Genomic DNA, 24,235 nt, shown 5'->3' with positions numbered 1-24,235 from the left:
TTCTAATAATTTAGTGAAGAAAATAATCAAGTTGAAATAGAGATAAATAAGCAAGTGAGGTGAAAGGACATGGAATTTGATACAATTGCCGCGATTTCCACAGCGCTTGGAGAGGGTGCAATTGCCATTGTTCGAGTAAGTGGGGATGATGCGGTTGAAAAAGTTAATCGTATTTTTAAAGGGAAGGATTTAACAGAAGTTCCTTCTCACACAATTCATTATGGTCATATTGTCGATTTAGATACAAATCAGGTTATTGAAGAAGTGATGGTATCTATTCTGCGTGCACCAAGGACTTTTACACGTGAAAATATAGTGGAAATTAACTGTCACGGCGGACTTGTTTCGGTAAATAAAGTATTGCAGCTTATTTTAGCGCAAGGAGTAAGATTAGCAGAGCCTGGTGAATTTACAAAACGTGCTTTTTTAAATGGCCGTATTGATTTATCACAAGCAGAAGCTGTTATGGACTTAATCCGTGCAAAAACAGATCGTGCAATGAACGTAGCGATTAATCAAATGGAAGGACGATTATCTAAATTAATCGGCCGTCTGCGTCAGGACATATTAGAAACGTTGGCTCATGTTGAGGTAAACATAGATTACCCGGAATATGATGATGTGGAAGAAATGACACATAATATTTTAATTGAGAAAGCTACACATGTTCGTACTGAAATTGCAAAAATATTAGAAACATCGAAGCAAGGAAAGATTTTACGTGAAGGTATTGCTACTGCAATCATCGGTAGACCTAACGTTGGGAAGTCATCGCTATTAAATAGTCTTGTTCAGGAGAAAAAGGCAATTGTAACTGATATTGCAGGAACAACTCGTGATGTTATTGAAGAGTACGTTAATGTGCGTGGTGTACCACTTAAACTTATAGATACAGCCGGGATTCGTGAAACAGAAGATGTTGTTGAACGAATTGGTGTAGAGCGTTCAAAAGAAATGATGAGCCAAGCTGATTTAGTGTTAGTTGTCGTTAATTATAGCGAGGCTTTAACGCATGAGGATGAAGATCTATTCCGTGCCGTACAAGGAAAAGATTTCATTGTTATTGTAAATAAGACAGATTTATCGCAAGTAATCGATATGGAACGTGTTACAGAATTGGCAGCGGGAAATCGTATTATTACAACATCGTTAATTGAGGAACAAGGAATAGATGAGCTTGAAAAGGCAATAGCTGATTTATTCTTTGAAGGAACAATTGATTCTGCAGATGTGACATATGTTTCTAACGCGAGACATATTGGATTATTAACACAAGCAGGAAAAACAATTGGAGATGCAATTGAGGCAATAGAAAATGGTGTTCCAATTGATATGGTGCAAATTGATTTAACAAGAACGTGGGAAATACTTGGTGAAATTACTGGTGATACCGTCCATGAAAGCCTAATTGACCAGTTGTTCTCTCAATTTTGTTTAGGAAAATAATATAGCGATGTTTTAGAAAGATAGAGATTTTTAGGAGGAATAAACAATGGGATACAATGCCGGTTCATACGATGTCATAGTAATCGGTGCAGGTCATGCAGGATGTGAAGCTGGTCTTGCGGCAGCACGAATGGGCTCCAAAACATTAATGTTAACAATTAATTTAGATATGGTAGCGTTTATGCCATGTAACCCTTCTGTTGGTGGACCAGCAAAAGGGATTGTTGTTCGGGAAATTGATGCATTAGGCGGAGAAATGGGACGCAACATCGATAAAACATATATTCAAATGCGTATGTTAAATACAGGTAAGGGACCAGCTGTACGCGCGCTTCGCGCACAAGCAGATAAGTTCTCTTACCAGCATGAATTAAAGAAAACAATTGAGGAAACACCAAATTTAACGTTGTTCCAAGGAATGGTTGAGCGTTTAATCGTTGAAGATGGCGAATGTAAAGGCGTAGTTACGCAAGCTGGTGCTGAATATACAGCCAAAACAGTTGTAATTACGACTGGAACATTTTTACGCGGTGAGATTATTATGGGGGATTTAAAATATTCGAGCGGTCCGAATAATCAACAACCATCTATTACTTTATCCGAACATTTAGAGGAGCTTGGATTTGATCTTGTTAGATTTAAAACAGGTACACCTCCGCGTGTAAATAGTAATACGATTGATTACAGTAAAACAGAAATTCAGCCAGGTGATGATAAACCACGAGCTTTCTCTTTTGAAACGACAAAATTTATTATGGATCAAATTCCATGTTGGTTGACGTATACAAGTACGGAAACACATCGTTTAATAGATGAAAACCTACATCGCTCAGCTATGTATTCTGGTATGATTAAGGGAACAGGACCTAGATATTGTCCTTCAATTGAAGACAAAGTAGTAAGATTTAATGATAAACCACGTCATCAAATTTTCTTAGAGCCAGAAGGACGTAATACACAAGAAGTGTATGTACAAGGTTTATCCACAAGCTTACCAGAAGATGTACAACGTGATATGCTTAGAACAATACCTGGCCTAGAAAACGTTGAAATGATGCGTACAGGTTATGCAATTGAATATGATGCAATTGTGCCAACACAACTATGGCCAACACTTGAAACGAAAAAAATTAAGAATTTATATACAGCAGGACAAATTAACGGAACTTCTGGTTACGAAGAGGCGGCAGGACAAGGGCTTATGGCCGGGATTAATGCAGCATGTCGTTCTTTAGGTAAAAAAGAAGTTATTTTAGGTCGCGCGGATGCTTATATTGGTGTCTTAATTGATGATCTTGTAACGAAAGGTACAAATGAACCATATCGCTTATTAACATCTCGTGCAGAATATCGCCTATTATTACGCCACGATAATGCTGATCTTCGTTTAACTGAAGTTGGTCGTGAAATTGGATTAATTAAAGAAGAGCGCTATGAGCGATTTACAAATAAAAAATTAAAAATTGAACAGGAAAAGGAACGTTTAAGCAGCATTATTATTAAACCACGTCCTGAAGTTCAAGAATTAATTCGTAGTATTGGCGGAAGTGAATTGAAAGATGGAATACGTGCAAGTGACTTATTACGTCGTCCAGAGATGACATATGAACATATTCATCTTTTAGTACCAAGTGAAGTAGAATTAAGTGATGAAATTACAGAACAAGTTGAAATTCAGATTAAGTACGAAGGATATATCGAAAAATCCTTACAGCAAGTAGAGCGTATGAAGAAAATGGAAAATAAAAAAATCCCAGTGGATATTGATTATGATGCGATTTCTAGCCTTGCCTCAGAAGCGAGACAGAAATTGAAAGATGTTCGTCCACTTTCAATGGGGCAGGCTTCACGTATTTCTGGCGTGAATCCAGCGGATGTTTCTATTTTACTTGTGTATATTGAACAAGGAAAAATTGCGCGAGTATCGAACCAATAAATAGTAAGGAGATATTGTTAGATGAACATAGAACAATTTCAATCTATGCTAGAAGAGAAGGGTATCACCCTCTCTTCTAGACAGTTAGAGCAGTTCGAAATCTACTTTGAAACATTAGTAGAGTGGAATGAAAAAATGAACTTAACGGCTATTACGGAGAAAGAGGAAGTATATTTAAAACACTTTTTTGATTCCATTACAGCTGCTTTTTATTATGATTTTTCAGAACCATTCTCAATTTGTGATGTTGGCGCAGGGGCTGGATTCCCAAGTATTCCTTTGAAAATCTGTTTCCCGCACTTAAAAGTAACAATTGTAGACTCATTGCAAAAACGTATTAACTTCTTAAATCATTTAGCACAAAAGTTGGAATTAGGTGACGTTGCGTTTTGTCACGATCGTGCGGAAACATTTGGGAAAAAAGAAGGTGTACGTGAATCGTACGATATTGTAATGGCACGTGCAGTTGCGCGTCTTTCGGTATTGAGTGAGCTATGTTTACCACTTGTAAAAGTTGGGGGAACATTCATTGCAATGAAAGGTGCCGCAGCAAACGAAGAAATTGAAAATGGCAAGTATGCTTTAGAGGTGCTAGGCGGGAATTTAAAAGAAATGTCTACGTTCCAATTACCGTTTGAAGAAAGTGAACGTAATATTTTATTAATCGAGAAAAAGCGCAAGACACCAAAGAAATATCCACGCAAACCGGGAACACCCAATAAATTACCTATTGAAAAATAAATCTTATTAGACGTAAGATTAAATTATATAAATGAAAACGTAAATGTTTCATAGGAAACATTTTATGGAGAATAGTCAATAGGCCTAAAAGGTGGTGGAATATGTATGAAAAATACGTTTTCTCGTTTATTTGGCTTTGGAGATAAAGAGAGCGAATTCGAATTACAAGACGAAAGCCATGAAGAAATAGATAAAAAGGTATATGAAGAAATACAAGAAATTCCGATAGTAAATATTACCCCTAACCGTTATCAACCACGAACAGTTTTTGATGATGCACGAATTGAAGAGCTAGCACTAACGATTCGTACACATGGGCTGATTCAGCCGATTGTTGTGAGGCAATATGAGGATGACAAGTACGAGATTATCGCTGGAGAAAGGCGTTTCCGTGCGGCAACAAAGTTAGGGTGGGAAAAGGTTCCTGCAATTATAAAGAACTTAAATGATACAGAAACAGCTTCTGTAGCTTTAATTGAAAACTTGCAACGTGAGGAACTAACAGCAATCGAGGAAGCTGTGGCATATCAAAAGCTAATTGAGTTACATAATTTAACACAAGAAGCATTGGCACAACGACTTGGAAAAGGACAATCCACAATCGCAAATAAGTTGCGATTGTTAAAGTTGCCTGAAGAAATAAAACGTGCGTTATTAGAAAAAAGTATTACAGAACGTCATGCCCGCGCTCTCATTCCTTTAAAGAATGAGGAATTACAACTGAAGGTTTTACAGGAAATTGTGGAGAAACAACTGAATGTAAAGCAAACAGAGGAACGAATTGCGAAATTACTAGAGGAAGCCAAACCGAAGCGTAAGGCAAAGCAAAAAGCAGTAAGTCGAGATACGAGAATTGCCATGAATACAATTAGGCAGTCATTACAAATGGTTGCTGACAGTGGTTTAAATGTTAATTCTGCGGAAGAAGAATTTGATGAGTACTATCAAATTACAATTAAAATTCCGAAGAAAAAATAATAACGGCGTGTTAGAGACCTTATCCTATTGGATAGGTCTCTTTTACTATATTTTCTTGTTAGATGAAGAAGGAGTTTAGAAATAAATTTTGAAGTTTAATAAGGACGTAAAAGAAAAACTTTTATTTCATGTTACAATAAACGTAATTGTTACTAGAATAAGATAGAAAGGTTGAAAGTAGGTGACATCATGGGAAAAATCATTGCTATTGCCAATCAAAAAGGTGGCGTTGGAAAAACAACAACATCTGTTAATTTAGGGGCTGGATTGGCACAAGTAGGTAAAAAAGTCCTTCTTGTAGATATTGATGCTCAAGGAAATGCAACGACTGGTGTGGGAATTGAAAAATCCGAATTAGATCAATGTATTTACAATGTTCTTGTGGAAGATGCAGATGTTCAAGGGGTTATACGTAAAACCGCAACTGAAAACTTAGATGTTCTACCCGCTACAATTCAATTGGCAGGAGCTGAAATTGAATTGGTACCGACTATTTCCCGGGAAGTACGTTTACAAAGGGCATTACAGCCAGTTCGTGATGAATATGACTATATTATTATCGACTGTCCCCCGTCCTTAGGGTTATTAACGATTAATGCATTAACCGCAGCAGATTCTGTTATTATTCCTGTTCAATGCGAATATTACGCACTAGAAGGATTAAGTCAGCTATTAAATACAGTTCGACTTGTGCAAAAGCACTTAAATAAAAATCTAGCAATTCAAGGTGTATTGTTAACGATGTTGGATGCCCGTACGAATTTAGGGATTCAGGTTATAGATGAAGTGAAAAAATACTTTAGGGATAAAGTATACCGTTCGATTATTCCTCGTAATGTTCGTTTAAGTGAGGCACCAAGTCATGGGAAACCAATTATGCAGTATGACGCTAAATCAAGAGGGGCAGAAGTATATATAGATTTAGCAGAGGAAGTGATTGCAGGTGGCTAAAGGATTAGGAAGAGGAATTAATGTGTTTTTTCCTGATTTAGATGTGAAAGAAGAAGAGGCAATTCAGGAGATTGTGATAACTGAATTAAGACCGAATCCATATCAACCACGTAAACACTTTAATAAAGAGGCAATTCAAGAATTATCGGCCTCTATTAAAGAGCACGGCATATTGCAACCGTTAATTGCTAGGAAGAGTATTAAAGGATATGAAATTGTTGCAGGTGAAAGAAGATATCGTGCTGCCAAAGAGGCAGGGCTCGAAAAGGTACCTGCTGTTGTAAGACAATTAAATGAGCAGCAAATGATGGAGTTTGCATTGCTTGAAAACTTACAACGAGAAGATTTAAACCCAATGGAAGAAGCAATGGCATATCAAATGTTAATGAATGAGCTAAATGTAACGCAAGAACAATTAGCAAAACGTCTTGGTAAGAGCAGACCTTACATTGCAAATTATACGCGTTTATTAAGCCTCCCTTCTTTTGTGCAAGATATGATTGCAAATGGTCAACTTTCAATGGCTCATGGGAGAACTTTGCTTACTATAAAAGATGAAGAACAATTGAAATCGTTATTAAAACGAATCGAAAAAGAAGGATTAAACGTTCGTCAATTAGAGAAAATTGTTCAGGAGATTAATCAACGCGTTTCACGTGAAACAAAACAAGTGAAAAAAGAGAGAAACATATTTTTCGTAGAACGCGAAACGTTCTTAAGAGAAAAGTTTGGCACAGATGTGAAAATTAAAGAAACGAAAAAAGAAAAAGGTAAAATCGAAATTGAATTTTTTAATAAAGAAGATTTAAATCGTATTTTAGAATTATTAGCGCAGAAAAACTAAAAAGCAAACCATCTTATTATTTATAGATGGTTTGCTTTTTTTAATACAGATAATTTTTGGTCTGTTTCTTTTATACTTTGTGCAATTACATCAGCCATTTTCATGACTAAACTTAATCTTGTATTTTGCAGGACGAAAAACTCCATAAAACCATTTAGATTTACGATGCCATGAATATGTAAATCACCAACTGCAGGTAATTTTTTGTTCATCGCAGCTCCAGGTTTACTAGGCCCCATTCCGGTAGTGATGGAACCGATGCTTTGAGACTTTCCTAAACAGGCATCAACCGCAATTATAAATGAAGTAGGATTATCTTTCTGTATATTCTGAATTCTTTCTTCTAAATTTAGCGCATGCACTGGCTCATCTAGTGTGCCGAACACTTGGAAGTTTTTAATTCCTAATTGTTCTAGTTTCGTACCGACTAACGGACCGAGTGCATCGCCTGTAGAACGATCTGTTCCGATACAAACGAGAATAATCGGTATATTCGTTTTAATAGGGATATGGGAAAGTAAGAAGTTACTAATTGTCTCGGAGGCTTCTACGTCTTGGTGCATAACATTTTGAGTTTCTTTTTCGAAAAAGGGTAAGCGAAAACTTCCAATATTCATGAAGCATCCATCCTTTTAATAAATTTTCAAAATATGTTGTATGATGAGTAAAATGGAAAACAATAAGTGCGTACTTCTTGTAAAACTTGAGTGAAAACGGAAATAATAGTACTAGTATATATATATTCGTTCCATTTTATACCTGCATGGAAGTTAACAAATGCAATTAAAGTCATAAAAATTTTTCAGAAATCAGGGTGACTTCTGATACAATGAGAAGGATGATTAAAAAGAAATTTTAGCTGGAGAGGTAGAGGTACATGGATTTAGCGTTGAAATGGTTTGAGTCCATTGATTGGACGAATATAGGTGTGAAATCACTAAAAATAGTCGTTATTTTAATACTTGGTGCAATTATTGTGCGAGTTGCGCGTGCAATTGTACGAAATGCGTTTCGTATGGGAAGCCGTTCGCCAATTCAAATTTCAGAACGTCGTACAGTTACAGTAGCGAAGTTACTTGAAAATATTGTGGCATACGTTGTTATGTTCATTATGTTAATTGCGATTTTGGGTGTGTTTAATATTAATGCATCTGGTTTATTAGCGGGTGCCGGGGTAATTGGTTTAGCAGTCGGATTTGGTGCTCAAAGTTTAGTAAAAGATGTTATTACGGGGTTATTTATTTTGCTAGAAGATCAATTTTCAGTAGGTGACTATGTAAAAATTGGTCAGTTTGAAGGTGTCGTTCTAGAAATTGGACTTCGTACAACAAAAGTAAAGAGTTGGACAGGCGAAATTCATACTTTACCAAATGGAAGTATTATTCAAGTTACGAACTATTCAGTTAGTAATAGTGTAGCATTTGTTGATGTATCCATTTCGTATGAGGCTGACATAGCGAAAGCGGAGCAAGTCATTGAAGAGTTATTAGAAGAATTACCTGCACAGTATACGCAAATGGTGGCAAAGCCTCAGTTATTAGGTGTGCAAACATTGGCTGCATCAGAAGTTATATTACGTGTTATTGCGGAAGTAGAGCCGATGCAACATGCGGTTGTTGCGAGAGCCCTTCGTAAAGAAATTAAAAATCGTCTAGATTTACATGGGATTGAAATTCCATATCCACGTATGGTTTTATATAATCGTGAAGAATTGGTGAGTGGAAAAGCAATTTAGTATGGAGAGGGGTTTGGAGAATGGAGCAAAAGCAGTATAACTTGTACGATGTTGTGGAAATGAAGAAAGCCCACCCATGTGGTGAGAATCGCTGGAAGATTATTCGTATGGGAATGGATATCCGCATTAAGTGCGAGGGATGTGACCATTCAGTAATGATTCCTCGAAGAGAATTTGATCGTAAGGTGAAAAAAATACTTGTGAAGCACGAAGAATAGAGAGAAAGTAACAGTTGCAATGGGTAGCTGTTACTTTTTTTCGTTTGGAGGAAACTTGTCATTTTTTTCGTTACTATCTATAATGATGAAAGATTGAGACATAGGAGTGAAAAATATGGGATTAACGGCTGGGATTGTTGGATTACCTAACGTAGGGAAGTCAACTTTATTTAATGCAATTACACAAGCAGGAGCAGAATCTGCAAACTATCCATTCTGTACAATTGATCCAAACGTAGGGATTGTAGAAGTACCAGATGAGCGTTTAAATAAATTAACGGAATTAGTAGAACCGAAAAAAACTGTTCCGACTGTATTTGAGTTTACTGATATTGCAGGTATCGTAAAAGGTGCTAGTAAAGGTGAAGGTTTAGGAAATAAATTCTTATCTCACATTCGCCAAGTAGATGCAATTTGCCAAGTTGTTCGTTGTTTTGAAGACGAAAATATTACACACGTTTCAGGGAAAGTAGATCCAATCGATGATATTGAAACAATCAACTTAGAGCTAATCTTAGCGGATTTAGAATCTGTTGATAAACGTATCGAGCGTGTTGCGAAGTTAGCGAGACAAAAAGATAAAGAAGCAGTATATGAGCATGAAATTTTAGTTCGTTTAAAAGAAGCTTTTGAAGAGGGAAAACCAGCTCGTACTGTTGAATTTACAGAAGAACAAATGAAGATTGTTAAAGGCCTTCATTTACTTACAACGAAAGAAATGTTATACGTAGCAAACGTAAGTGAAGATGATATTATGGATCCTTCTGAAAATAAATATGTACAAATGGTAAAAGAATTTGCTGCAAATGAAAATTCTCAAGTAATCGTTGTATGTGCAAAAATCGAAGAAGAAATCGCTGAGCTAGACGAGGAAGAGAAAAAAGTATTCCTTGAAGAACTAGGCATTGAAGAATCTGGTTTAGATCAATTAATTCGTGCTGCATATGATTTATTAGGACTTGCTACTTACTTCACAGCTGGTGTGCAAGAAGTACGTGCATGGACGTTTAAACAAGGTATGAAAGCACCACAATGTGCTGGCGTAATTCATACAGACTTTGAGCGTGGATTTATTCGTGCGGAAACAGTTTCTTACGAAGACTTAATGACAAACGGTTCTATGACAGCTGCAAAAGAAGCTGGTAAAGTTCGTTTAGAAGGAAAAGAGTATATCGTAAAAGACGGAGACGTTATGCACTTCCGCTTCAACGTTTAATTTAATATTTCCTAGGAAAAATAAAGATATGAGCTTGGCAAATATATTATGTGTTTGCCAAGTTTTTTATGCATGGGTGAGTTGATTCATCTAACTTACTATGATATAATCTAAACTCGTGAGTAATTACTATAAATTAATTGCTCCTTGCCCATTATGGGCCGTTTAGACCAAAAGGAGGTGAAAGTGTAATGAGAAAGTACGAAATTATGTACATCATTCGTCCTGGCGTTGAAGAAGAAGCTCAAAAAGCTTTAGTTGAACGTTTCGCAGGTGTTTTAACAAACAATGGTGCAGAAATCATTAACACGAAAGAGTGGGGTAAGCGTCGTTTAGCTTACGAAATCAACGACTTACGTGAAGGTTTCTACATGATCTTAAACGTGAACTCTAACGCAGAAGCGATTAACGAATTCGACCGTTTAGCTAAGATCAACGAAGACATCCTTCGTCATATCGTTGTTAAAGAAGAAGAAAAATAATTGATATATAAGGGAGAGTGGTTCGATTGATGAATCGTGTTATCCTCGTTGGTCGTTTAACTAAGGACCCTGACTTACGTTACACGCCCAATGGTGTTGCAGTAGCTACTTTTACGTTAGCTGTGAATCGCGCATTTGCGAATCAACAAGGTGAGCGTGAAGCTGACTTTATTAATTGTGTAATATGGCGTAAACAAGCAGAAAACGTAGCGAATTATTTGAAAAAAGGTAGCTTAGCAGGCGTAGATGGACGTCTTCAAACTCGTAATTACGATGGACAAGATGGTAAACGTGTATATGTAACAGAAGTTCTTGCGGAAAGCGTACAATTTTTAGAGCCGCGTAATGGCGGTGGGGAGCAACGTGGTTCATTTAATCAGCAACCATCAGGAGCTGGTTTCGGTAACCAAAGCTCTAACCCATTTGGTCAATCTAGTAATTCAGGTAACCAAGGCAACCAAGGTAACCAAGGTAACCAAGGCAACTCTGGATTTACGAAGAATGACGATCCATTTTCAAATGTAGGTCAACCGATCGACATTTCCGACGACGATTTACCGTTCTAATACAGTAAATTAGTTAGTTTTAACAAAGAATGGAGGGAATAGACATGGCAGGACGCAAAGGTGGACGTGCGAAACGTCGTAAGGTGTGTTTCTTCACATCTAACGGCATCACTCGCATTGACTATAAAGATGTTGATTTATTAAAACGTTTCGTTTCTGAGCGTGGTAAAATTTTACCTCGTCGTGTAACAGGAACAAGCGCAAAATACCAACGCAAACTTACAGTTGCAATTAAACGTGCTCGTCAAATGGCACTTTTACCATATGTTGGTGAATAATAGCGTATGAAATGCACAGTAGAGTCGGACTCTACTGTGCATTTTGCTATGCTTTTCTTTTTTGAAAGAGAGGTTAGATAATGAAGAATACGAAATTTATTACTGAGGGTGCAGCGTTGCTAGCGATATATGCAATGTTATTGCTTATATCTATGTATGTTCCAATTTTAGGTAGAGTTGTAACGTTTGCGTTGCCATTGCCGTTTATATTGCTAACGATAAGATATAGATTATCTAACGCCTTTGTAATTTTTACGGCGGCATTTTTAATTGCTGTTATTTTAGGTCAACCGATAGGTCTAATAAAGACGGTCGTGTTTGGGGTTATGGGTATTGTTTTAGGATACATGTATAAACAGCAAAGAAAGCCGTTGGAAATTTTGATAACAGGTTCACTTGCATACTTAGTTGGTATTATGCTCATTTATGTTGCGAGTATAAAGTTTTTTAACATAGATTTCATAAAGCAAATGCAAAATATGTTTAATGAAAGTGTAGTGCAAAGTGAAAAGATAGCAAGTGCTGCCGGTATGCCGGTTAGTAAAGAACAAAAAGAGTTACTTGCACAAATGAATAATATATTACAAACGATATTCCCGAGTATATTTGTAATGGCTTCTGTATGTCTTTCTTGGATTACAGTTATGATATCAGGTAGTGTTTTGAGAAAACTAAAGCATGACGTTAAACCTTGGCCTAAATTTAAAGATATACAATTACCAAAGAGTATTGTTTGGTATTACGTTATATTTATTTTGCTATCAACGTTTATAAAAGTAGAACCGACATCATATTTACATATGTTATTTTCTAACCTATATGTCACATTTGCTTTACTACTAGTACTACAAGGTCTGACATTTATCGCTTTTCTAGCGCATAGCAAAGGTTTTACGAAAGGGATTCCTATTATTAGTTTTATTGTCTGCATGTTTATACCGATGTTGTTTCCTCTTGTGACAATCTTAGGTATAATTGATTTAGGGATTTCATTGCGTTCTAAAATAGGAGGATAAGGTAATATTCCTTATACTATTTTAATCTGTTTAACTAACTGGAAGGTGAGTTAGTTTTACTTTATAGGAGTTGTATACATGCCTGAATTTTATAAGAAACAGTGGTTTTTATATCCTGTTTATGTATTGGCATTTTTCGTGTTTGTGCTCATTGCCATCCTCTGTTATTTTCATTTAATTATGGGGATATCCACCTTTTTTATTTTTTGCATTGTACTTTTTGTTGTTATACGCTTTGAACTGACCTTTCAAAGGAATTTCGAAAAGTATACGACAGATATGATTACAAGAGTAAAGAAAGTGAGTAATGAAGCATTTAACCAAATGCCGATTGGTATTTTGTTATACAATAAGGATTATGGGATTGATTGGGCGAATCCTTATTTATCTTCATGTCTAGGACAGCATGCGTTAGCTGGATGGCACCTTTATGATGTATCAGAAACGTTGCTTCTTTTTATTAAGGGAGAAACTTCCGACGATATAGTCTCTTTAAATAACCGAAAGTTTCGCGTTTTTGTAAGGAAAGAAGAAAAGTTAATTTACTTCTTTGATGTAACGGAACAAACAGAGATTGAAAAGATGTACGAGGATCAACGGACTGTTTTGGCTGTCATTTATTTAGATAATTATGATGAAGTTACACAGGGGTTAGATGATCAATTACGTACGAATATCACAAGTCTTGTAACATCACGACTAAATGAATGGGCCGTTAAGTATGGAGCATATTTAAAACGTGCATCTTCAGAAAGATTCTTCGTTGTACTAAATGAGAGTATTTTAGCGCAGATGGAGAAAGGGAAATTTAGCATTTTAGATCAGGTGCGTGAAGAAACATCCAAAAGGAATATACCACTCACCTTAAGTGTAGGTGTTGGATCAGGTGATTTACCTTTATCAGAGCTTGGGGCAATGGCTCAGTCCGGTTTAGACCTTGCGCTTGGCCGTGGTGGAGATCAAGTAGCTATTAAACAAGCGACAGGTAAAGTTAAGTTTTATGGTGGTAAGACGAATCCAGTTGAAAAACGTACTCGTGTACGTGCCAGAGTTATTTCGCATGCATTAAAGGATTTAGTATTAGAAAGTAGTAATGTCATTATAATGGGGCATAGGGCTCCTGATATGGACGCAATTGGTGCTGCGATTGGTATTTTAAAGGTAGCGCAATTAAATGAGCGCAAGGGATATATTGTGTTAGATGAAAATGATTCTGATAAGGGAATTAAGCGTTTAATGGATAAAGTGAAACAAAACGAAGAGTTATGGTCTCACTTTATTACCCCAGGACAAGCGATAGAATTTGCAAATGATGATTCATTACTTGTTGTTGTTGATACACATAAACCTTCAATGGTGATGGAAGAAAAGCTGTTACATAAAATTGAAAATGTAGTTGTTATTGACCATCATCGCCGGGGAGAAGATTTTATTGAAGATCCATTGCTTGTTTACATGGAGCCATACGCTTCTTCCACGGCAGAACTTGTTACAGAATTACTTGAGTACCAACCGAAAAATTTAAAAATGACAATGTTAGAAGCAACGGCATTGTTAGCAGGTATTATTGTTGATACGAAAAGCTTTACATTCCGGACGGGTGCTCGTACGTTTGATGCCGCTTCTTATTTACGCTCACATGGTGCAGATACTGTACTTGTACAAGAACTTTTAAAAGAAGATATGGATCAGTATTTACGGGTTGCAAAAGCTATTAAAAATGCGTACATTTATACAAATGGAATTGCGATTGCAAAAGTTGATAGTGATGATTACTACGATCAAGTGCTTATTGCGCAATCAGCGGACACATTATTAACAATGACAGGAATTATTGCGTCATTTGTTATTGCAAAACGTGGTGAGAATTTCATTGGAATTAGCGGCAGGTCTTTAGGTGAAGTGAACGTGCAGCTAATTATGGAAAATTTAGGCGGTGGTGGGCATTTAACGAATGCAGCCACACAAATGAAAAATGTTACAGTAGATGAAGCTGAGGAGAAGCTTCAATTTGTTATTGATGACTATTTACAGGGAGGCACACAATCATGAAAGTAATTTTTCTAAAAGACGTAAAAGGTAAAGGGAAAAAAGGAGAAATAAAAAACGTACCAGATGGCTATGCAAATAACTTCTTACTAAAACAAGGATTAGCTGCTGAAGCGACAAATAGTAGTATGAAAACTTTAGAAGCTCAAAAGCGAAAAGAAGAAAAAGATGCAGCAGCAGAGGTTGAAAATGCAAAAGAGTTGAAAGAAACGTTAGAGAAACTAACTGTAGAAGTAAAGGCGAAATCTGGAGAAGGTGGCCGTCTATTCGGTTCAATCACAAGTAAACAAATCGTAGATGCGATGCAAAAATCACATAAAATTAAACTTGATAAACGTAAATTTGAAATGGATGATGCAATTCGTGCATTAGGCTATACAAACGTTACTGTGAAGTTGCATCCGCAAGTAACAGCAACAGTAAAAGTTCATGTTAGTGAACAATAAAAATAAGTTAAGCAAGGAGGATTGCGTATGAGTGATGTAATGGCTGATCGTACCCCTCCGCATAATATAGAGGCTGAGCAGGCGGTTTTAGGGGCCATATTAATTGATCAAGATGCGTTAACGTCAGCATCGGAATTGTTGGTACCTGACTCATTTTATCGAACGAAACATCAAAAGATTTTTGAAGTCATGCTTGGGTTATCTGATAAAGGAGAGCCGATTGACTTAGTAATAATGACGTCAGCAATGGCTGATCAAGGATTATTAGAAGAAGTTGGTGGGGTTTCTTACTTAGCAGAATTAGCAGAAGTTGTTCCAACCGCTGCTAACGTAGAATATTATGCACGAATCATCGCTGAAAAGGCGCTATTACGTCGTTTGATTCGAACAGCGACTCATATCGTGTCTGATGGGTATGAGAGAGAAGATGACGTGGATGGTCTTTTAAATGAGGCTGAGAAAAAAATATTAGAAGTATCTCACCAAACGAATGCAAAAGCATTCCAAAACATTAAAGATGTTCTTGTAGATGCTTACGATAAAATTGAACTTTTGCATAATCAAAAAGGTGAAGTTACTGGGATACCAACTGGATTTACAGAATTAGATAAGATGACCGCAGGTTTCCAGCGAAATGATTTAATCATCGTAGCGGCACGTCCATCAGTAGGGAAAACCGCATTTTCATTAAATATCGCACAAAACGTAGCGACGAAAACTGATGAAAACGTAGCGATTTTTAGTCTAGAGATGGGCTCTGATCAGCTTGTTATGCGTATGCTTTGTGCAGAAGGAAATATTGATGCGCAAAGACTGCGTACCGGTTCATTAACTTCTGATGATTGGGCAAAATTAACAATGGCGATGGGGAGCCTTTCTAATGCTGGTATCTATATTGATGATACACCAGGGATTAAAGTAAATGAGATTCGAGCGAAATGCCGTAGATTAAAGCAAGAACAAGGTCTAGGGATGGTTTTAATTGACTATTTACAGCTTATTCAAGGAAGCGGGAAATCAGGAGAAAACCGTCAGCAGGAAGTATCTGAGATTTCTCGTACATTAAAAGGGATTGCGCGTGAATTGCAAGTGCCTGTTATTGCCTTGTCGCAGTTATCTCGTGGTGTAGAATCTCGTCAAGATAAACGTCCGATGATGTCTGATATTCGTGAGTCGGGAAGTATCGAGCAGGATGCTGATATTGTAGCCTTCTTATATCGTGAAGATTACTATGACCGAGAAACGGAAAATAAAAATACGATTGAAATTATTATTGCAAAGCAGCGTAACGGTCCCGTAGGCTCAGTAGAGCTCGCATTCGTTAAAGAGTTCAATAAGTTCGTTAACTTAGAACGTCGCTTTGAGGATGGGCATGCTCCGCCTGCATAAAGATAGTATAAAAAAGAAATGCATTTCTTATAATAAGATGTGTTTCTTTTTTTTTATAGGAAAGATAAGGCTTTCATAGTGTGAAAATATAATTCTTACGAACGAAAATGTTTTTTAATAAAAAAATGTTCGCTTTTTGGTTGACTTCTTTTTCGGTTTTGGTACAATTATATTGTTTGAATAGATCGTTTGAAAATCGCGGAGGTGCTTTAATAATGTCTTCAGTAGTAGTTGTAGGAACACAATGGGGCGACGAAGGAAAAGGTAAAATCACTGATTTTCTTTCTGAGCATGCGGAAGTAGTTGCAAGATATCAAGGTGGAAATAACGCGGGACATACAATTGTTTTCGGCGGAGTTAAATATAAATTACACTTAATTCCATCTGGTATTTTCTATAAAGAGAAAATTTGTGTAATCGGAAATGGCTTAGTAGTAGATCCGAAAGCATTACTTGAAGAGTTAAAATACTTACACGATCGTGGTGTAAGTACTGATAATTTACGTGTAAGTAACCGTGCGCACGTTATTTTACCTTATCACTTAAAACAAGATGAATTAGAAGAAGCAAGTAAAGGTGATAACAAAATCGGTACAACGAAAAAAGGTATCGGTCCTGCATATATGGATAAAGCTGCTCGTATTGGTATTCGTATGGCTGATCTTTTAGACCGTGAAGCATTTAAAGAAAAGCTTGAGCGCAATTTAGTAGAAAAAAATCGTTTATTTGAAAAAATGTACGATACAGAAGGTTTCAGTGTAGAAGAAATCTTCGAAGAGTACTTCGAGTACGGACAACAAATCGCGCAATATGTATGTGATACGTCTGTTGTATTAAATGATGCACTAGATAACAATCACCGTGTATTATTTGAAGGTGCACAAGGTGTTATGCTTGATATCGACCACGGTACGTACCCGTTCGTTACATCTTCTAACCCGATTGCTGGTGGTGTAACAGTTGGAACTGGAGTTGGTCCTGCAAAAGTTACTCGCGTTGTAGGTGTGTGTAAAGCATATACAAGCCGCGTAGGTGATGGTCCTTTCCCTACTGAGCTTCATGATGAAATTGGTCATCAAATTCGTGAAGTTGGTCGTGAGTATGGAACGACAACTGGTCGTCCGCGCCGCGTAGGTTGGTTTGATAGCGTTGTTGTAAGACATGCACGTCGTGTTAGTGGTTTAACAGATTTATCATTAAATTCTATCGACGTTCTAACAGGTATTCCGACTCTTAAAATTTGCGTTGCTTACAAATACAATGGCGAAGTGATCGATGAAGTTCCAGCAAACTTAAACATTTTAGCGAAATGTGAGCCTGTATACGAAGAGCTTCCAGGTTGGACAGAAGATATTACTGGTGTAAAATCATTAGACGAGCTTCCTGAAAATGCACGAAAATACGTAGAACGTGTTTCTGAGTTAACAGGAATTCAATTATCTATGTTCTCAGTTGGACCAGATCGTAACCAAACAAATATCGTTCGTAACGTATACGAAGCTTAATTGATATTTTTGAGAAAAAACTCATGTCCGCATGAGTTTTTTCTTATCTTTTATAAAAAAAAAAAAAAAGGTATTGCACAAAACAAAGAAAACATGTTATGATACATCTTGTCGTCACGAAAATATGACGTTGGTGAGTATGAGCCATTAGCTCAGTTGGTAGAGCATCTGACTTTTAATCAGAGGGTCGAAGGTTCGAATCCTTCATGGCTCACCATTTTATTTTTCGTGGCCCGTTGGTCAAGTGGTTAAGACACCGCCCTTTCACGGCGGTAACACGGGTTCGAATCCCGTACGGGTCATGTTTTTTTTATGTTCATTTTTGGTCCCGTGGTGTAGTGGTTAACATGCCTGCCTGTCACGCAGGAGATCGCCGGTTCGACCCCGGTCGGGACCGCCACTTTTGTTTATACCACCATTAGTGGTTTTATATATAGTTTTGGCTCGGTAGCTCAGTCGGTAGAGCAGAGGACTGAAAATCCTCGTGTCGGCGGTTCGATTCCGTCCCGAGCCACTCTCAGGATATTAAGTGGGGCCCACTTAATATCCTTTTTATTTGTGTAATTTTACAAAAGTGAGTAGTTATTTTAAAATAGAATGAGAAGCCTCTAGCAGTTGAAGCTAGAGGTTTTTCTATAGATCGTATAGGATTCCGTGTAAAAGTGGATCATACATGAGTCTGTGAGAATAGAGGAGAAAGTACTTAAGCAAAAGATGCGGTCATATAGGGACATACTATGTAGACATCAATGTGTTTAGGGATATTGACCATATTTTTACCCGCTATTTGTCGGACGGTAAGACCCCACCCAAAAATTCAGCGAAGGTAAAGAAGTTAGGTGTGGGATTAACGGCCCGTAAATGCCCGATTGGTGAGGGCTAATAATCGATGTGGGATGAAGAAAATCCCACACCGATTAAAGTTTCACTTTATAAGGAGGAAATAGACGATGATGGGAAAGAAAATTTTAGTAGTTGATGATGAAAAGCCGATTGCGGATATTTTGAAGTTCAACCTAGAAAAAGAAGGTTTTGAAATTGTAATGGCGCATGATGGTGATGAAGCGATTGCAAAAGCGAATGAAGAGCAGCCAGATATGGTTTTATTAGATATTATGCTACCAGGTAAGGATGGCTTAGAGGTTTGCCGTGAAATACGTAAAAGCTCAGAAATGCCGATTATTATGCTTACAGCAAAGGACTCTGAAATTGATAAAGTATTAGGGCTTGAGCTTGGAGCAGATGATTATGTAACGAAGCCATTTAGTACGAGGGAATTACTTGCTCGTGTGAAGGCGAATTTACGTCGCCATCAACAAGGTGGTGCTGCAGAAAAAGAAGAAAATACGGAAATGGTTATTGGACCAATCGTTATCAATTCAAATGCGTATAGTGTAACGAAACGTGAGGAAAATATTGAACTTACACATCGTGAATTTGAGCTACTACATTATTTAGCCAAACATTTAGGACAAGTTATGACTCGTGAACATTTATTGCAAACAGTTTGGGGTTATGACTATTTTGGAGATGTACGTACAGTGGATGTAACAGTGCGTCGTTTACGTGAAAAAATTGAAGATAATCCAAGTCATCCTACTTTAATTGTAACTAGACGTGGAGTAGGGTATTACTTGCGTGACCCAGAGCAGGAATAGTATATGAAGAAAGTCGGTTTTTTTCAATCTATTCATTTAAAATTTGTACTCATATATATGCTATTAATATTAATAGCTATGCAGGTTATTGGGGTATATTTTGTAAGAGAGTTAGAAAAGAGTCTTGTACAAGGCTTTAGAGATTCTTTAACGCAGCAAACGAACTTATTATCATATAACCTGAAACAAGAGTTTAAAAAAAGTTATACAAAAGCAGAAACAGAATCAACAGATGAAACGATTAAAACTTCAATTCGAAAATTTGCCTCTGATCGAAAGAAAGATATCCAAGAGGTAAGTGTATTTGATTCGCATAGAAAGTTACTCGCTATTTCAGATGAGTCAAAGCAAAATAAGGTAAATAGAACATCAACTGATATAGCTGTTCAGCGGGTATTGGTACAAAAAAAGCCAGAAGTGAAAATTGAGAAAGATGGTCGTACAGGCCATCGTGTACAAGTTATGCTTACTCCTATTCTAGATGATAACGGCAAGGATGCACTTGGTGTTATTTACATTGTTGCATCTATGGAAGATGTTTATAAACAGATGAAGGATATTAATCAAATTTTTGCGACTGGAACCGTTATTGCATTACTCGTAACAGCTGTACTTGGAATTTTGTTAGCTCAAACGATTACGAGACCAATCTCAGATATGCGAAGACAAGCGATTGAAATGGCAAAAGGAAACTATTCAAGAAAAGTAAAAGTGCATAGCCATGATGAAATAGGACAATTAGCATTATCTTTCAATAATTTATCAAAAAAATTACAACAAGCTCGTTCTTCAACGGAAAGTGAAAGACGTAAATTATCATCTGTTTTATCACATATGACAGATGGAGTAATTGCTACTGATCGAAAAGGGGACATTATTTTATTAAATGATCCTGCGGAAAAGATGCTAAATGTTTCGCGTGAAACGGCGCTCGATCAATCTGTTTTAGAAGTATTAGGGATACAAGAAGAATTTACGCTCGATCATTTATACGAAGAGCCTGATTCCGTTTTATTAGATTTTAGTACGAGAAATGAGCCATATATTTTACGTGCTAGTTTCTCTGTTATTCAAAAAGAGACAGGGAAAGCAAATGGTTTAATTGCCGTATTATATGATGTAACTGAGCAGGAGCGTATAGAAAGGGAACGCCGTGAGTTTGTGGCAAACGTTTCCCATGAATTAAGAACGCCATTAACAACGATGCGCAGTTACTTAGAGGCGCTTACGGACGGCGCGTGGCAAGATCCGAATATTGCACCGCAATTTTTAACAGTTACACAAGAAGAAACAGAAAGAATGATTAGACTTGTAAATGCGTTATTGCAACTTTCTAAACTTGATAGTACAGAACATCGTTTAATGAAAGAATGGGTCGACTTTACTGACTTCTTTAATAACATTATTGATCGTTTTGAAATGTCTAAAGAGCAAAACGTAAGCTTCAAACGATCTTTCTCTAAGAAATCCCGATTTATTGATATGGATACGGATAAAATTACGCAAGTTTTGTATAACATTATTTCGAATGCATTAAAGTATTCACCAGAAGGTGGAACAGTAACATATCGCTTACGTGATCGCGGGGAATTATTAGAGATTAGTGTAAGTGACCAAGGAATGGGTATTCCAAAAGAAAACGTCGATAAAATCTTTGAACGTTTTTATCGCGTAGATAAAGCACGTTCAAGACAAATGGGTGGTACAGGACTTGGATTAGCAATTGCGAAAGAAATGATTGAGGCGCATGGTGGCTCGATTTGGGCGAAGAGTGAGGAAGGAAAAGGGACAACTATTTACTTCACATTGCCAATGGCAGCGGATGAAGAGGACGATTGGGAATGAGTATGGAAAATGTTAAAACGATAGTTTTAATTAATTTAGTTGTAATTAGCCTATTTCTTACTTTTAACTTATGGACGTATGTGCCAGATTCCACGTCTATGCAAAACGCAAAATTTGTGCAGGGGAATGAAGGAACTACTCAAACTAAAATTGCTGATGTTGTCCGTCCTACTTCTATCATCGTGCATAAAGATAAAAACCATTACGGGAGCAAAAGAGAAGGCGATATAGAATCAATCTATAAACCTTTGGAAGCAGGAGAATTACATGATTTCAAAGAGATATCGATTGCTAAGGCTGATTTCCTTTCTTATGTGCATGGTGAAGGGAAAATGGAACTTGTTTTTCCTACCAATATCCCATTTGATGCAGTTAAATCTATGTTTAATATGAAAGAAAAAAGTATAGATAAGCCTAAACATTTTAATCGAATTATTCTTGACCCTTCTAGAAGTAGGGATCAAGAAATTAAAATTAATTTTGTTTCTGATGGCGATAACTCTAGAATATATGAAGCAAAACTAAGTGGTGTGTATTTAAAAGATATTGTAAATGCACAAAATCAATTTATAGTATCGGCAAAACCTTATTTTGACTATCAAATTAATGATATGAAAAAGCTATTTTTACCAGATGGAACGACAGAATTAAGTAATATAACATATATTTCATCTAATTTAGCGGTCGACACATTTAAGAATGCTCTTTTTAGTGACCCACGTTATTTAAGCCCTATTACCGAGAAATCGAAAGAAACATTTACAGATGGTATTAGGTCCATGGAGATTGAAAATGATCGTCATATGCTAAAGTATAAAAATTCTTCTGTTTCAAGTGAGAAAACCACAGATAATTTAATGCTTTTACAAAAAAGCTTTGATTTTGTAAATGGTCACAGTGGGAGTTTGGATTCATATCGTTTGGACTATATGAATAAAGGACAGACGGTATTCCGTTTACATGAAGATGGATATTCCGTATTCAATACAGATGGATTAGCTGAATTGAGACAAGTATGGGGATCAGAAGAAGTAATGGAATATGAAAGACCGTTGTTGTCTTTAAATACGAAAGGTATAGAACAGAAGGTTACTCTTCCATCAGGTCACGTTGTAATAGCATCCTTAGAAAATAATGCCGCGGTAGATAAACGATTCATTAAAGACATTGGTATTGGATACAAATTATCACTAGATGGGCAAGTAGCTCGACTACAGCCAATTTGGTATGTAAAGTTTGTTGAAGATGAAGCGGGTAAACAAAAAATATATGAGTGGAGTGAGGGAGGACTAAATGGATTGGGATCGGATTAAAACCATATTTATTGTGACCTTTTTTGTTTTGGACCTCTTTCTCATTTTTCAATTCATTCAAAAGCAAGATAGTAATCAATTGGAGCTTATTGCAGAAACAAAGATAGATCAAGAATTAAAAGCAAACAAAATTACTATGGGTAATTTCCCTAAAGAACCGAAAAAAGAGTCATTTATTAGGGCGGAAAACAAGGCATTTAAAGAAGAAGATGTACAGTCTTTAAAGAGTCAAACGGTGCATATACAAAATATGTACAAGATAGAAAGTAAGCTAAAAGAGCCCTTTTTAAATACAAAATCATTATCCAAAGATAAGTATAGTGATTTTTTGAAGAACTATGTATTGGATGGACAAAAGTATGAGTTTGGGGCGATGAAAGAATCTAAAATTTACTTCTTCCAAAAATATAAAGATAAGCCTATTTTCTATAACGATCAGGCAATGATTGTTGTGGAATTAAATGAAAAAAATGAACTTGTGTCGTACACGCAGACGATGCTAACTGATTTAAAAGAAATGGGCGAAAGTGAAAAAACGAAACAGCAAGAAATTATTACTGCTCAAACAGCTTTAGAAAATCTGTATTTAAAAAATAAAGTTCATGGGAATACACATGTAAAAGAAGCACAAATTGGTTATGCCACCCTTACCGCATCTACTTCTAATAACCAAGTACTCGCTCCAACATGGAATTTAAAAACGGAGCAGAAGCAGGACTTCTTTGTAAATGCAATTGAAGGACAAGTTATGGAATTAGGGGAAAGGGAAAATCAAGTGGTTGATGAACATACTGGAGTGAGAAAGAATGGGGTTGCATTTTAGCGTACTTGCAAGTGGAAGTACAGGGAATATGCTATATGTAGGAACAGATGAAAAAAAATTACTCGTCGATGCAGGTTTAAGTGGTAAAGCAACAGAGGCTTTATTTAAACAGGCAGAACTAAATATAAATGATGTATCAGGTATTCTTGTAACACATGAACATAGTGACCATATTAAAGGGTTAGGTGTATTGGCACGTAAATATGATTTACCTGTTTATGCAAATGAGAAAACATGGAATGCAATGGAACATTTAATAGGAAATATCCCAACTGAGCAAAAGTTTATTTTCTCAGTTGGAGATGTGAAAACATTCGGTGATATCGAGGTCGAGTCATTTGGGGTTTCTCATGATGCGGCAGAGCCGATGTTCTACGCTTTTCATAACAATAATAGAAAGTTAGCCCTTATTACAGATACGGGATACGTGAGTGATCGTATGAAAGGTGTTATTAAGGGTGCTAATGCTTTCGTGTTTGAAAGTAATCATGACGTGGAAATGCTTCGTATGGGGCGTTATCCATGGAGTATTAAACGACGTATTTTAAGTGATGTGGGTCACGTTTGTAATGAGGACGCTGCATTAGCGATGGCGGATGTAATTACAGATGAGACAAAACATATTTATTTAGCCCATTTAAGTTTAGATAATAACATGAAAGAACTCGCACGTATGTCAGTATCACAAGTATTAGAGGAAAAAGGATTTGGAGTGGGAGAAGCCTTCGAAATTCATGATACAGATCCGAAAATGCCTACAAAAATTCAATACGTATAATTCTTCATTTTAGTAAACAATA

At 36.6% G+C, this 24,235-nt stretch carries 23 protein-coding genes and 4 tRNA genes; 26 read left to right on the top strand and 1 reads right to left on the bottom strand.

All coding sequences use genetic code 11. From position 1 onward, the window contains the following. Positions 1 to 69 precede the first annotated feature (69 nt). The 6 genes from mnmE to spo0J all read left to right on the top strand — a co-directional run bounded on the left by mnmE (position 70) and on the right by spo0J (position 6,896). Positions 70 to 1,446 (top strand): tRNA uridine-5-carboxymethylaminomethyl(34) synthesis GTPase MnmE, encoded by a 1,377-nt coding sequence (gene mnmE, locus QCI41_RS17915; RefSeq protein ID WP_000393767.1) that lies wholly within the window; start codon positions 70 to 72, stop codon positions 1,444 to 1,446. Positions 1,447 to 1,492: 46 nt separating this feature from the next. Next, positions 1,493 to 3,382, top strand: a complete 1,890-nt coding sequence (gene mnmG, locus QCI41_RS17910) for a tRNA uridine-5-carboxymethylaminomethyl(34) synthesis enzyme MnmG (RefSeq protein ID WP_000541059.1) — start codon at positions 1,493 to 1,495, stop codon at positions 3,380 to 3,382. Between the two features lie 21 nt (positions 3,383 to 3,403). Then, positions 3,404 to 4,123: a 16S rRNA (guanine(527)-N(7))-methyltransferase RsmG gene (rsmG, locus tag QCI41_RS17905; protein ID WP_001019619.1), complete on the top strand. Its 720-nt coding sequence runs from the start codon at positions 3,404 to 3,406 to the stop codon at positions 4,121 to 4,123. Positions 4,124 to 4,228: 105 nt separating this feature from the next. Continuing rightward, complete coding sequence (gene noc, locus QCI41_RS17900) at positions 4,229 to 5,101, top strand: nucleoid occlusion protein (RefSeq protein WP_000799025.1); 873 nt, start codon at positions 4,229 to 4,231, stop codon at positions 5,099 to 5,101. Between the two features lie 189 nt (positions 5,102 to 5,290). Further along, positions 5,291 to 6,052: a sporulation initiation inhibitor protein Soj gene (soj, locus tag QCI41_RS17895; protein ID WP_000516117.1), complete on the top strand. Its 762-nt coding sequence runs from the start codon at positions 5,291 to 5,293 to the stop codon at positions 6,050 to 6,052. After that, complete coding sequence (gene spo0J, locus QCI41_RS17890; RefSeq protein ID WP_001051814.1) at positions 6,045 to 6,896, top strand: stage 0 sporulation protein Spo0J; 852 nt, start codon at positions 6,045 to 6,047, stop codon at positions 6,894 to 6,896. Before soj ends, spo0J begins: the two co-directional genes overlap by 8 nt. 20 nt (positions 6,897 to 6,916) lie before the next feature. Here the strand turns inward: spo0J and yyaC are convergent, their stop codons facing one another. Beyond that, the gene (gene yyaC, locus QCI41_RS17885) at positions 6,917 to 7,513 is read right to left on the bottom strand and encodes a spore protease YyaC (RefSeq protein WP_060487897.1); all 597 of its coding nucleotides are present in this window, start codon (positions 7,511 to 7,513) and stop codon (positions 6,917 to 6,919) included. Positions 7,514 to 7,773: 260 nt separating this feature from the next. Between yyaC and QCI41_RS17880 the strand changes: the two genes are divergently transcribed. The 20 genes from QCI41_RS17880 (at position 7,774) to QCI41_RS17785 (ending at position 24,213) form a co-directional block, all read left to right on the top strand. Further along, positions 7,774 to 8,631: a mechanosensitive ion channel family protein gene (locus QCI41_RS17880; RefSeq protein ID WP_000362298.1), complete on the top strand. Its 858-nt coding sequence runs from the start codon at positions 7,774 to 7,776 to the stop codon at positions 8,629 to 8,631. Positions 8,632 to 8,651: 20 nt separating this feature from the next. Then, complete coding sequence (locus QCI41_RS17875) at positions 8,652 to 8,849, top strand: DUF951 domain-containing protein (protein WP_000436051.1); 198 nt, start codon at positions 8,652 to 8,654, stop codon at positions 8,847 to 8,849. 115 nt (positions 8,850 to 8,964) lie between these two features. Beyond that, a complete protein-coding gene (gene ychF, locus QCI41_RS17870; protein WP_000524662.1) occupies positions 8,965 to 10,065 on the top strand; it encodes a redox-regulated ATPase YchF in 1,101 nt (366 codons plus the stop codon). Positions 10,066 to 10,256: 191 nt separating this feature from the next. Further along, the gene (gene rpsF, locus QCI41_RS17865; RefSeq protein ID WP_001233781.1) at positions 10,257 to 10,547 is read left to right on the top strand and encodes a 30S ribosomal protein S6; all 291 of its coding nucleotides are present in this window, start codon (positions 10,257 to 10,259) and stop codon (positions 10,545 to 10,547) included. Between the two features lie 26 nt (positions 10,548 to 10,573). Continuing rightward, on the top strand, positions 10,574 to 11,113 hold the full coding sequence (gene ssb / locus QCI41_RS17860; protein WP_016121164.1) for a single-stranded DNA-binding protein: 540 nt from the start codon (positions 10,574 to 10,576) through the stop codon (positions 11,111 to 11,113). 44 nt (positions 11,114 to 11,157) lie between these two features. Continuing rightward, a complete protein-coding gene (gene rpsR, locus QCI41_RS17855) occupies positions 11,158 to 11,391 on the top strand; it encodes a 30S ribosomal protein S18 (protein WP_000918874.1) in 234 nt (77 codons plus the stop codon). A gap of 80 nt (positions 11,392 to 11,471) precedes the next feature. Beyond that, on the top strand, positions 11,472 to 12,407 hold the full coding sequence (locus QCI41_RS17850; protein WP_353836967.1) for a YybS family protein: 936 nt from the start codon (positions 11,472 to 11,474) through the stop codon (positions 12,405 to 12,407). 78 nt (positions 12,408 to 12,485) lie between these two features. Continuing rightward, positions 12,486 to 14,459, top strand: coding sequence for a DHH family phosphoesterase (locus QCI41_RS17845; RefSeq protein WP_353836968.1), 1,974 nt, complete (start codon positions 12,486 to 12,488; stop codon positions 14,457 to 14,459). Further along, positions 14,456 to 14,902, top strand: a complete 447-nt coding sequence (gene rplI, locus QCI41_RS17840; protein ID WP_000864225.1) for a 50S ribosomal protein L9 — start codon at positions 14,456 to 14,458, stop codon at positions 14,900 to 14,902. The genes QCI41_RS17845 and rplI overlap by 4 nt, the downstream gene beginning before the upstream one ends. 27 nt (positions 14,903 to 14,929) lie before the next feature. Continuing rightward, positions 14,930 to 16,291, top strand: a complete 1,362-nt coding sequence (dnaB, locus tag QCI41_RS17835; RefSeq protein ID WP_001286242.1) for a replicative DNA helicase — start codon at positions 14,930 to 14,932, stop codon at positions 16,289 to 16,291. Positions 16,292 to 16,506: 215 nt separating this feature from the next. Next, positions 16,507 to 17,796 (top strand): adenylosuccinate synthase, encoded by a 1,290-nt coding sequence (locus QCI41_RS17830; protein WP_000100228.1) that lies wholly within the window; start codon positions 16,507 to 16,509, stop codon positions 17,794 to 17,796. 141 nt (positions 17,797 to 17,937) lie between these two features. After that, a tRNA-Lys gene (locus QCI41_RS17825) sits at positions 17,938 to 18,013 on the top strand. A gap of 13 nt (positions 18,014 to 18,026) precedes the next feature. Continuing rightward, a tRNA-Glu gene (locus QCI41_RS17820) sits at positions 18,027 to 18,098 on the top strand. Positions 18,099 to 18,120: 22 nt separating this feature from the next. After that, a tRNA-Asp gene (locus tag QCI41_RS17815) sits at positions 18,121 to 18,196 on the top strand. A gap of 41 nt (positions 18,197 to 18,237) precedes the next feature. Next, a tRNA-Phe gene (locus QCI41_RS17810) sits at positions 18,238 to 18,310 on the top strand. 436 nt (positions 18,311 to 18,746) lie between these two features. Continuing rightward, positions 18,747 to 19,454, top strand: a complete 708-nt coding sequence (walR, locus tag QCI41_RS17805; protein ID WP_080377644.1) for a cell wall metabolism DNA-binding response regulator WalR — start codon at positions 18,747 to 18,749, stop codon at positions 19,452 to 19,454. A gap of 3 nt (positions 19,455 to 19,457) precedes the next feature. Continuing rightward, positions 19,458 to 21,299 carry a cell wall metabolism sensor histidine kinase WalK gene (gene walK / locus QCI41_RS17800; RefSeq protein ID WP_000755378.1) on the top strand — a complete coding sequence of 614 codons (1,842 nt, stop codon included), beginning with the start codon at positions 19,458 to 19,460 and terminating at the stop codon, positions 21,297 to 21,299. Beyond that, on the top strand, positions 21,296 to 22,612 hold the full coding sequence (locus tag QCI41_RS17795) for a YycH family regulatory protein (protein WP_000061591.1): 1,317 nt from the start codon (positions 21,296 to 21,298) through the stop codon (positions 22,610 to 22,612). The genes walK and QCI41_RS17795 overlap by 4 nt, the downstream gene beginning before the upstream one ends. Continuing rightward, entirely contained in the window at positions 22,593 to 23,435 is an 843-nt protein-coding gene (locus tag QCI41_RS17790; RefSeq protein ID WP_060487898.1) for a two-component system regulatory protein YycI, read from the top strand. The genes QCI41_RS17795 and QCI41_RS17790 overlap by 20 nt, the downstream gene beginning before the upstream one ends. After that, complete coding sequence (locus QCI41_RS17785) at positions 23,419 to 24,213, top strand: MBL fold metallo-hydrolase (protein ID WP_000522836.1); 795 nt, start codon at positions 23,419 to 23,421, stop codon at positions 24,211 to 24,213. Before QCI41_RS17790 ends, QCI41_RS17785 begins: the two co-directional genes overlap by 17 nt. The last annotated feature ends 22 nt before the right edge of the window (positions 24,214 to 24,235 follow it).

Origin of the sequence: Bacillus cereus group sp. MG4 (assembly GCF_040460055.1) — a bacterium.
In the GTDB taxonomy this organism is placed as follows: domain Bacteria; phylum Bacillota; class Bacilli; order Bacillales; family Bacillaceae_G; genus Bacillus_A; species Bacillus_A wiedmannii.
The sequence above is the reverse complement of the archived record's forward strand: the minus strand, read 5'-3'. Positions and strand labels throughout refer to the sequence as shown.

Coding starts and splice junctions, on each gene's coding strand:
- mnmE (WP_000393767.1), top strand. CDS start 70: ATGGAATTTGATACAATTGCCGCGATTTCCACAGCGCTTGGAGAGGGT.
- mnmG (WP_000541059.1), top strand. CDS start 1,493: ATGGGATACAATGCCGGTTCATACGATGTCATAGTAATCGGTGCAGGT.
- rsmG (WP_001019619.1), top strand. CDS start 3,404: ATGAACATAGAACAATTTCAATCTATGCTAGAAGAGAAGGGTATCACC.
- noc (WP_000799025.1), top strand. CDS start 4,229: ATGAAAAATACGTTTTCTCGTTTATTTGGCTTTGGAGATAAAGAGAGC.
- soj (WP_000516117.1), top strand. CDS start 5,291: ATGGGAAAAATCATTGCTATTGCCAATCAAAAAGGTGGCGTTGGAAAA.
- yyaC (WP_060487897.1), bottom strand. CDS start 7,513: ATGAATATTGGAAGTTTTCGCTTACCCTTTTTCGAAAAAGAAACTCAA.
- QCI41_RS17880 (WP_000362298.1), top strand. CDS start 7,774: ATGGATTTAGCGTTGAAATGGTTTGAGTCCATTGATTGGACGAATATA.
- QCI41_RS17875 (WP_000436051.1), top strand. CDS start 8,652: ATGGAGCAAAAGCAGTATAACTTGTACGATGTTGTGGAAATGAAGAAA.
- ychF (WP_000524662.1), top strand. CDS start 8,965: ATGGGATTAACGGCTGGGATTGTTGGATTACCTAACGTAGGGAAGTCA.
- rpsF (WP_001233781.1), top strand. CDS start 10,257: ATGAGAAAGTACGAAATTATGTACATCATTCGTCCTGGCGTTGAAGAA.
- rpsR (WP_000918874.1), top strand. CDS start 11,158: ATGGCAGGACGCAAAGGTGGACGTGCGAAACGTCGTAAGGTGTGTTTC.
- QCI41_RS17850 (WP_353836967.1), top strand. CDS start 11,472: ATGAAGAATACGAAATTTATTACTGAGGGTGCAGCGTTGCTAGCGATA.
- QCI41_RS17845 (WP_353836968.1), top strand. CDS start 12,486: ATGCCTGAATTTTATAAGAAACAGTGGTTTTTATATCCTGTTTATGTA.
- rplI (WP_000864225.1), top strand. CDS start 14,456: ATGAAAGTAATTTTTCTAAAAGACGTAAAAGGTAAAGGGAAAAAAGGA.
- dnaB (WP_001286242.1), top strand. CDS start 14,930: ATGAGTGATGTAATGGCTGATCGTACCCCTCCGCATAATATAGAGGCT.
- QCI41_RS17830 (WP_000100228.1), top strand. CDS start 16,507: ATGTCTTCAGTAGTAGTTGTAGGAACACAATGGGGCGACGAAGGAAAA.
- walR (WP_080377644.1), top strand. CDS start 18,747: ATGATGGGAAAGAAAATTTTAGTAGTTGATGATGAAAAGCCGATTGCG.
- walK (WP_000755378.1), top strand. CDS start 19,458: ATGAAGAAAGTCGGTTTTTTTCAATCTATTCATTTAAAATTTGTACTC.
- QCI41_RS17795 (WP_000061591.1), top strand. CDS start 21,296: ATGAGTATGGAAAATGTTAAAACGATAGTTTTAATTAATTTAGTTGTA.
- QCI41_RS17790 (WP_060487898.1), top strand. CDS start 22,593: ATGGATTGGGATCGGATTAAAACCATATTTATTGTGACCTTTTTTGTT.
- QCI41_RS17785 (WP_000522836.1), top strand. CDS start 23,419: ATGGGGTTGCATTTTAGCGTACTTGCAAGTGGAAGTACAGGGAATATG.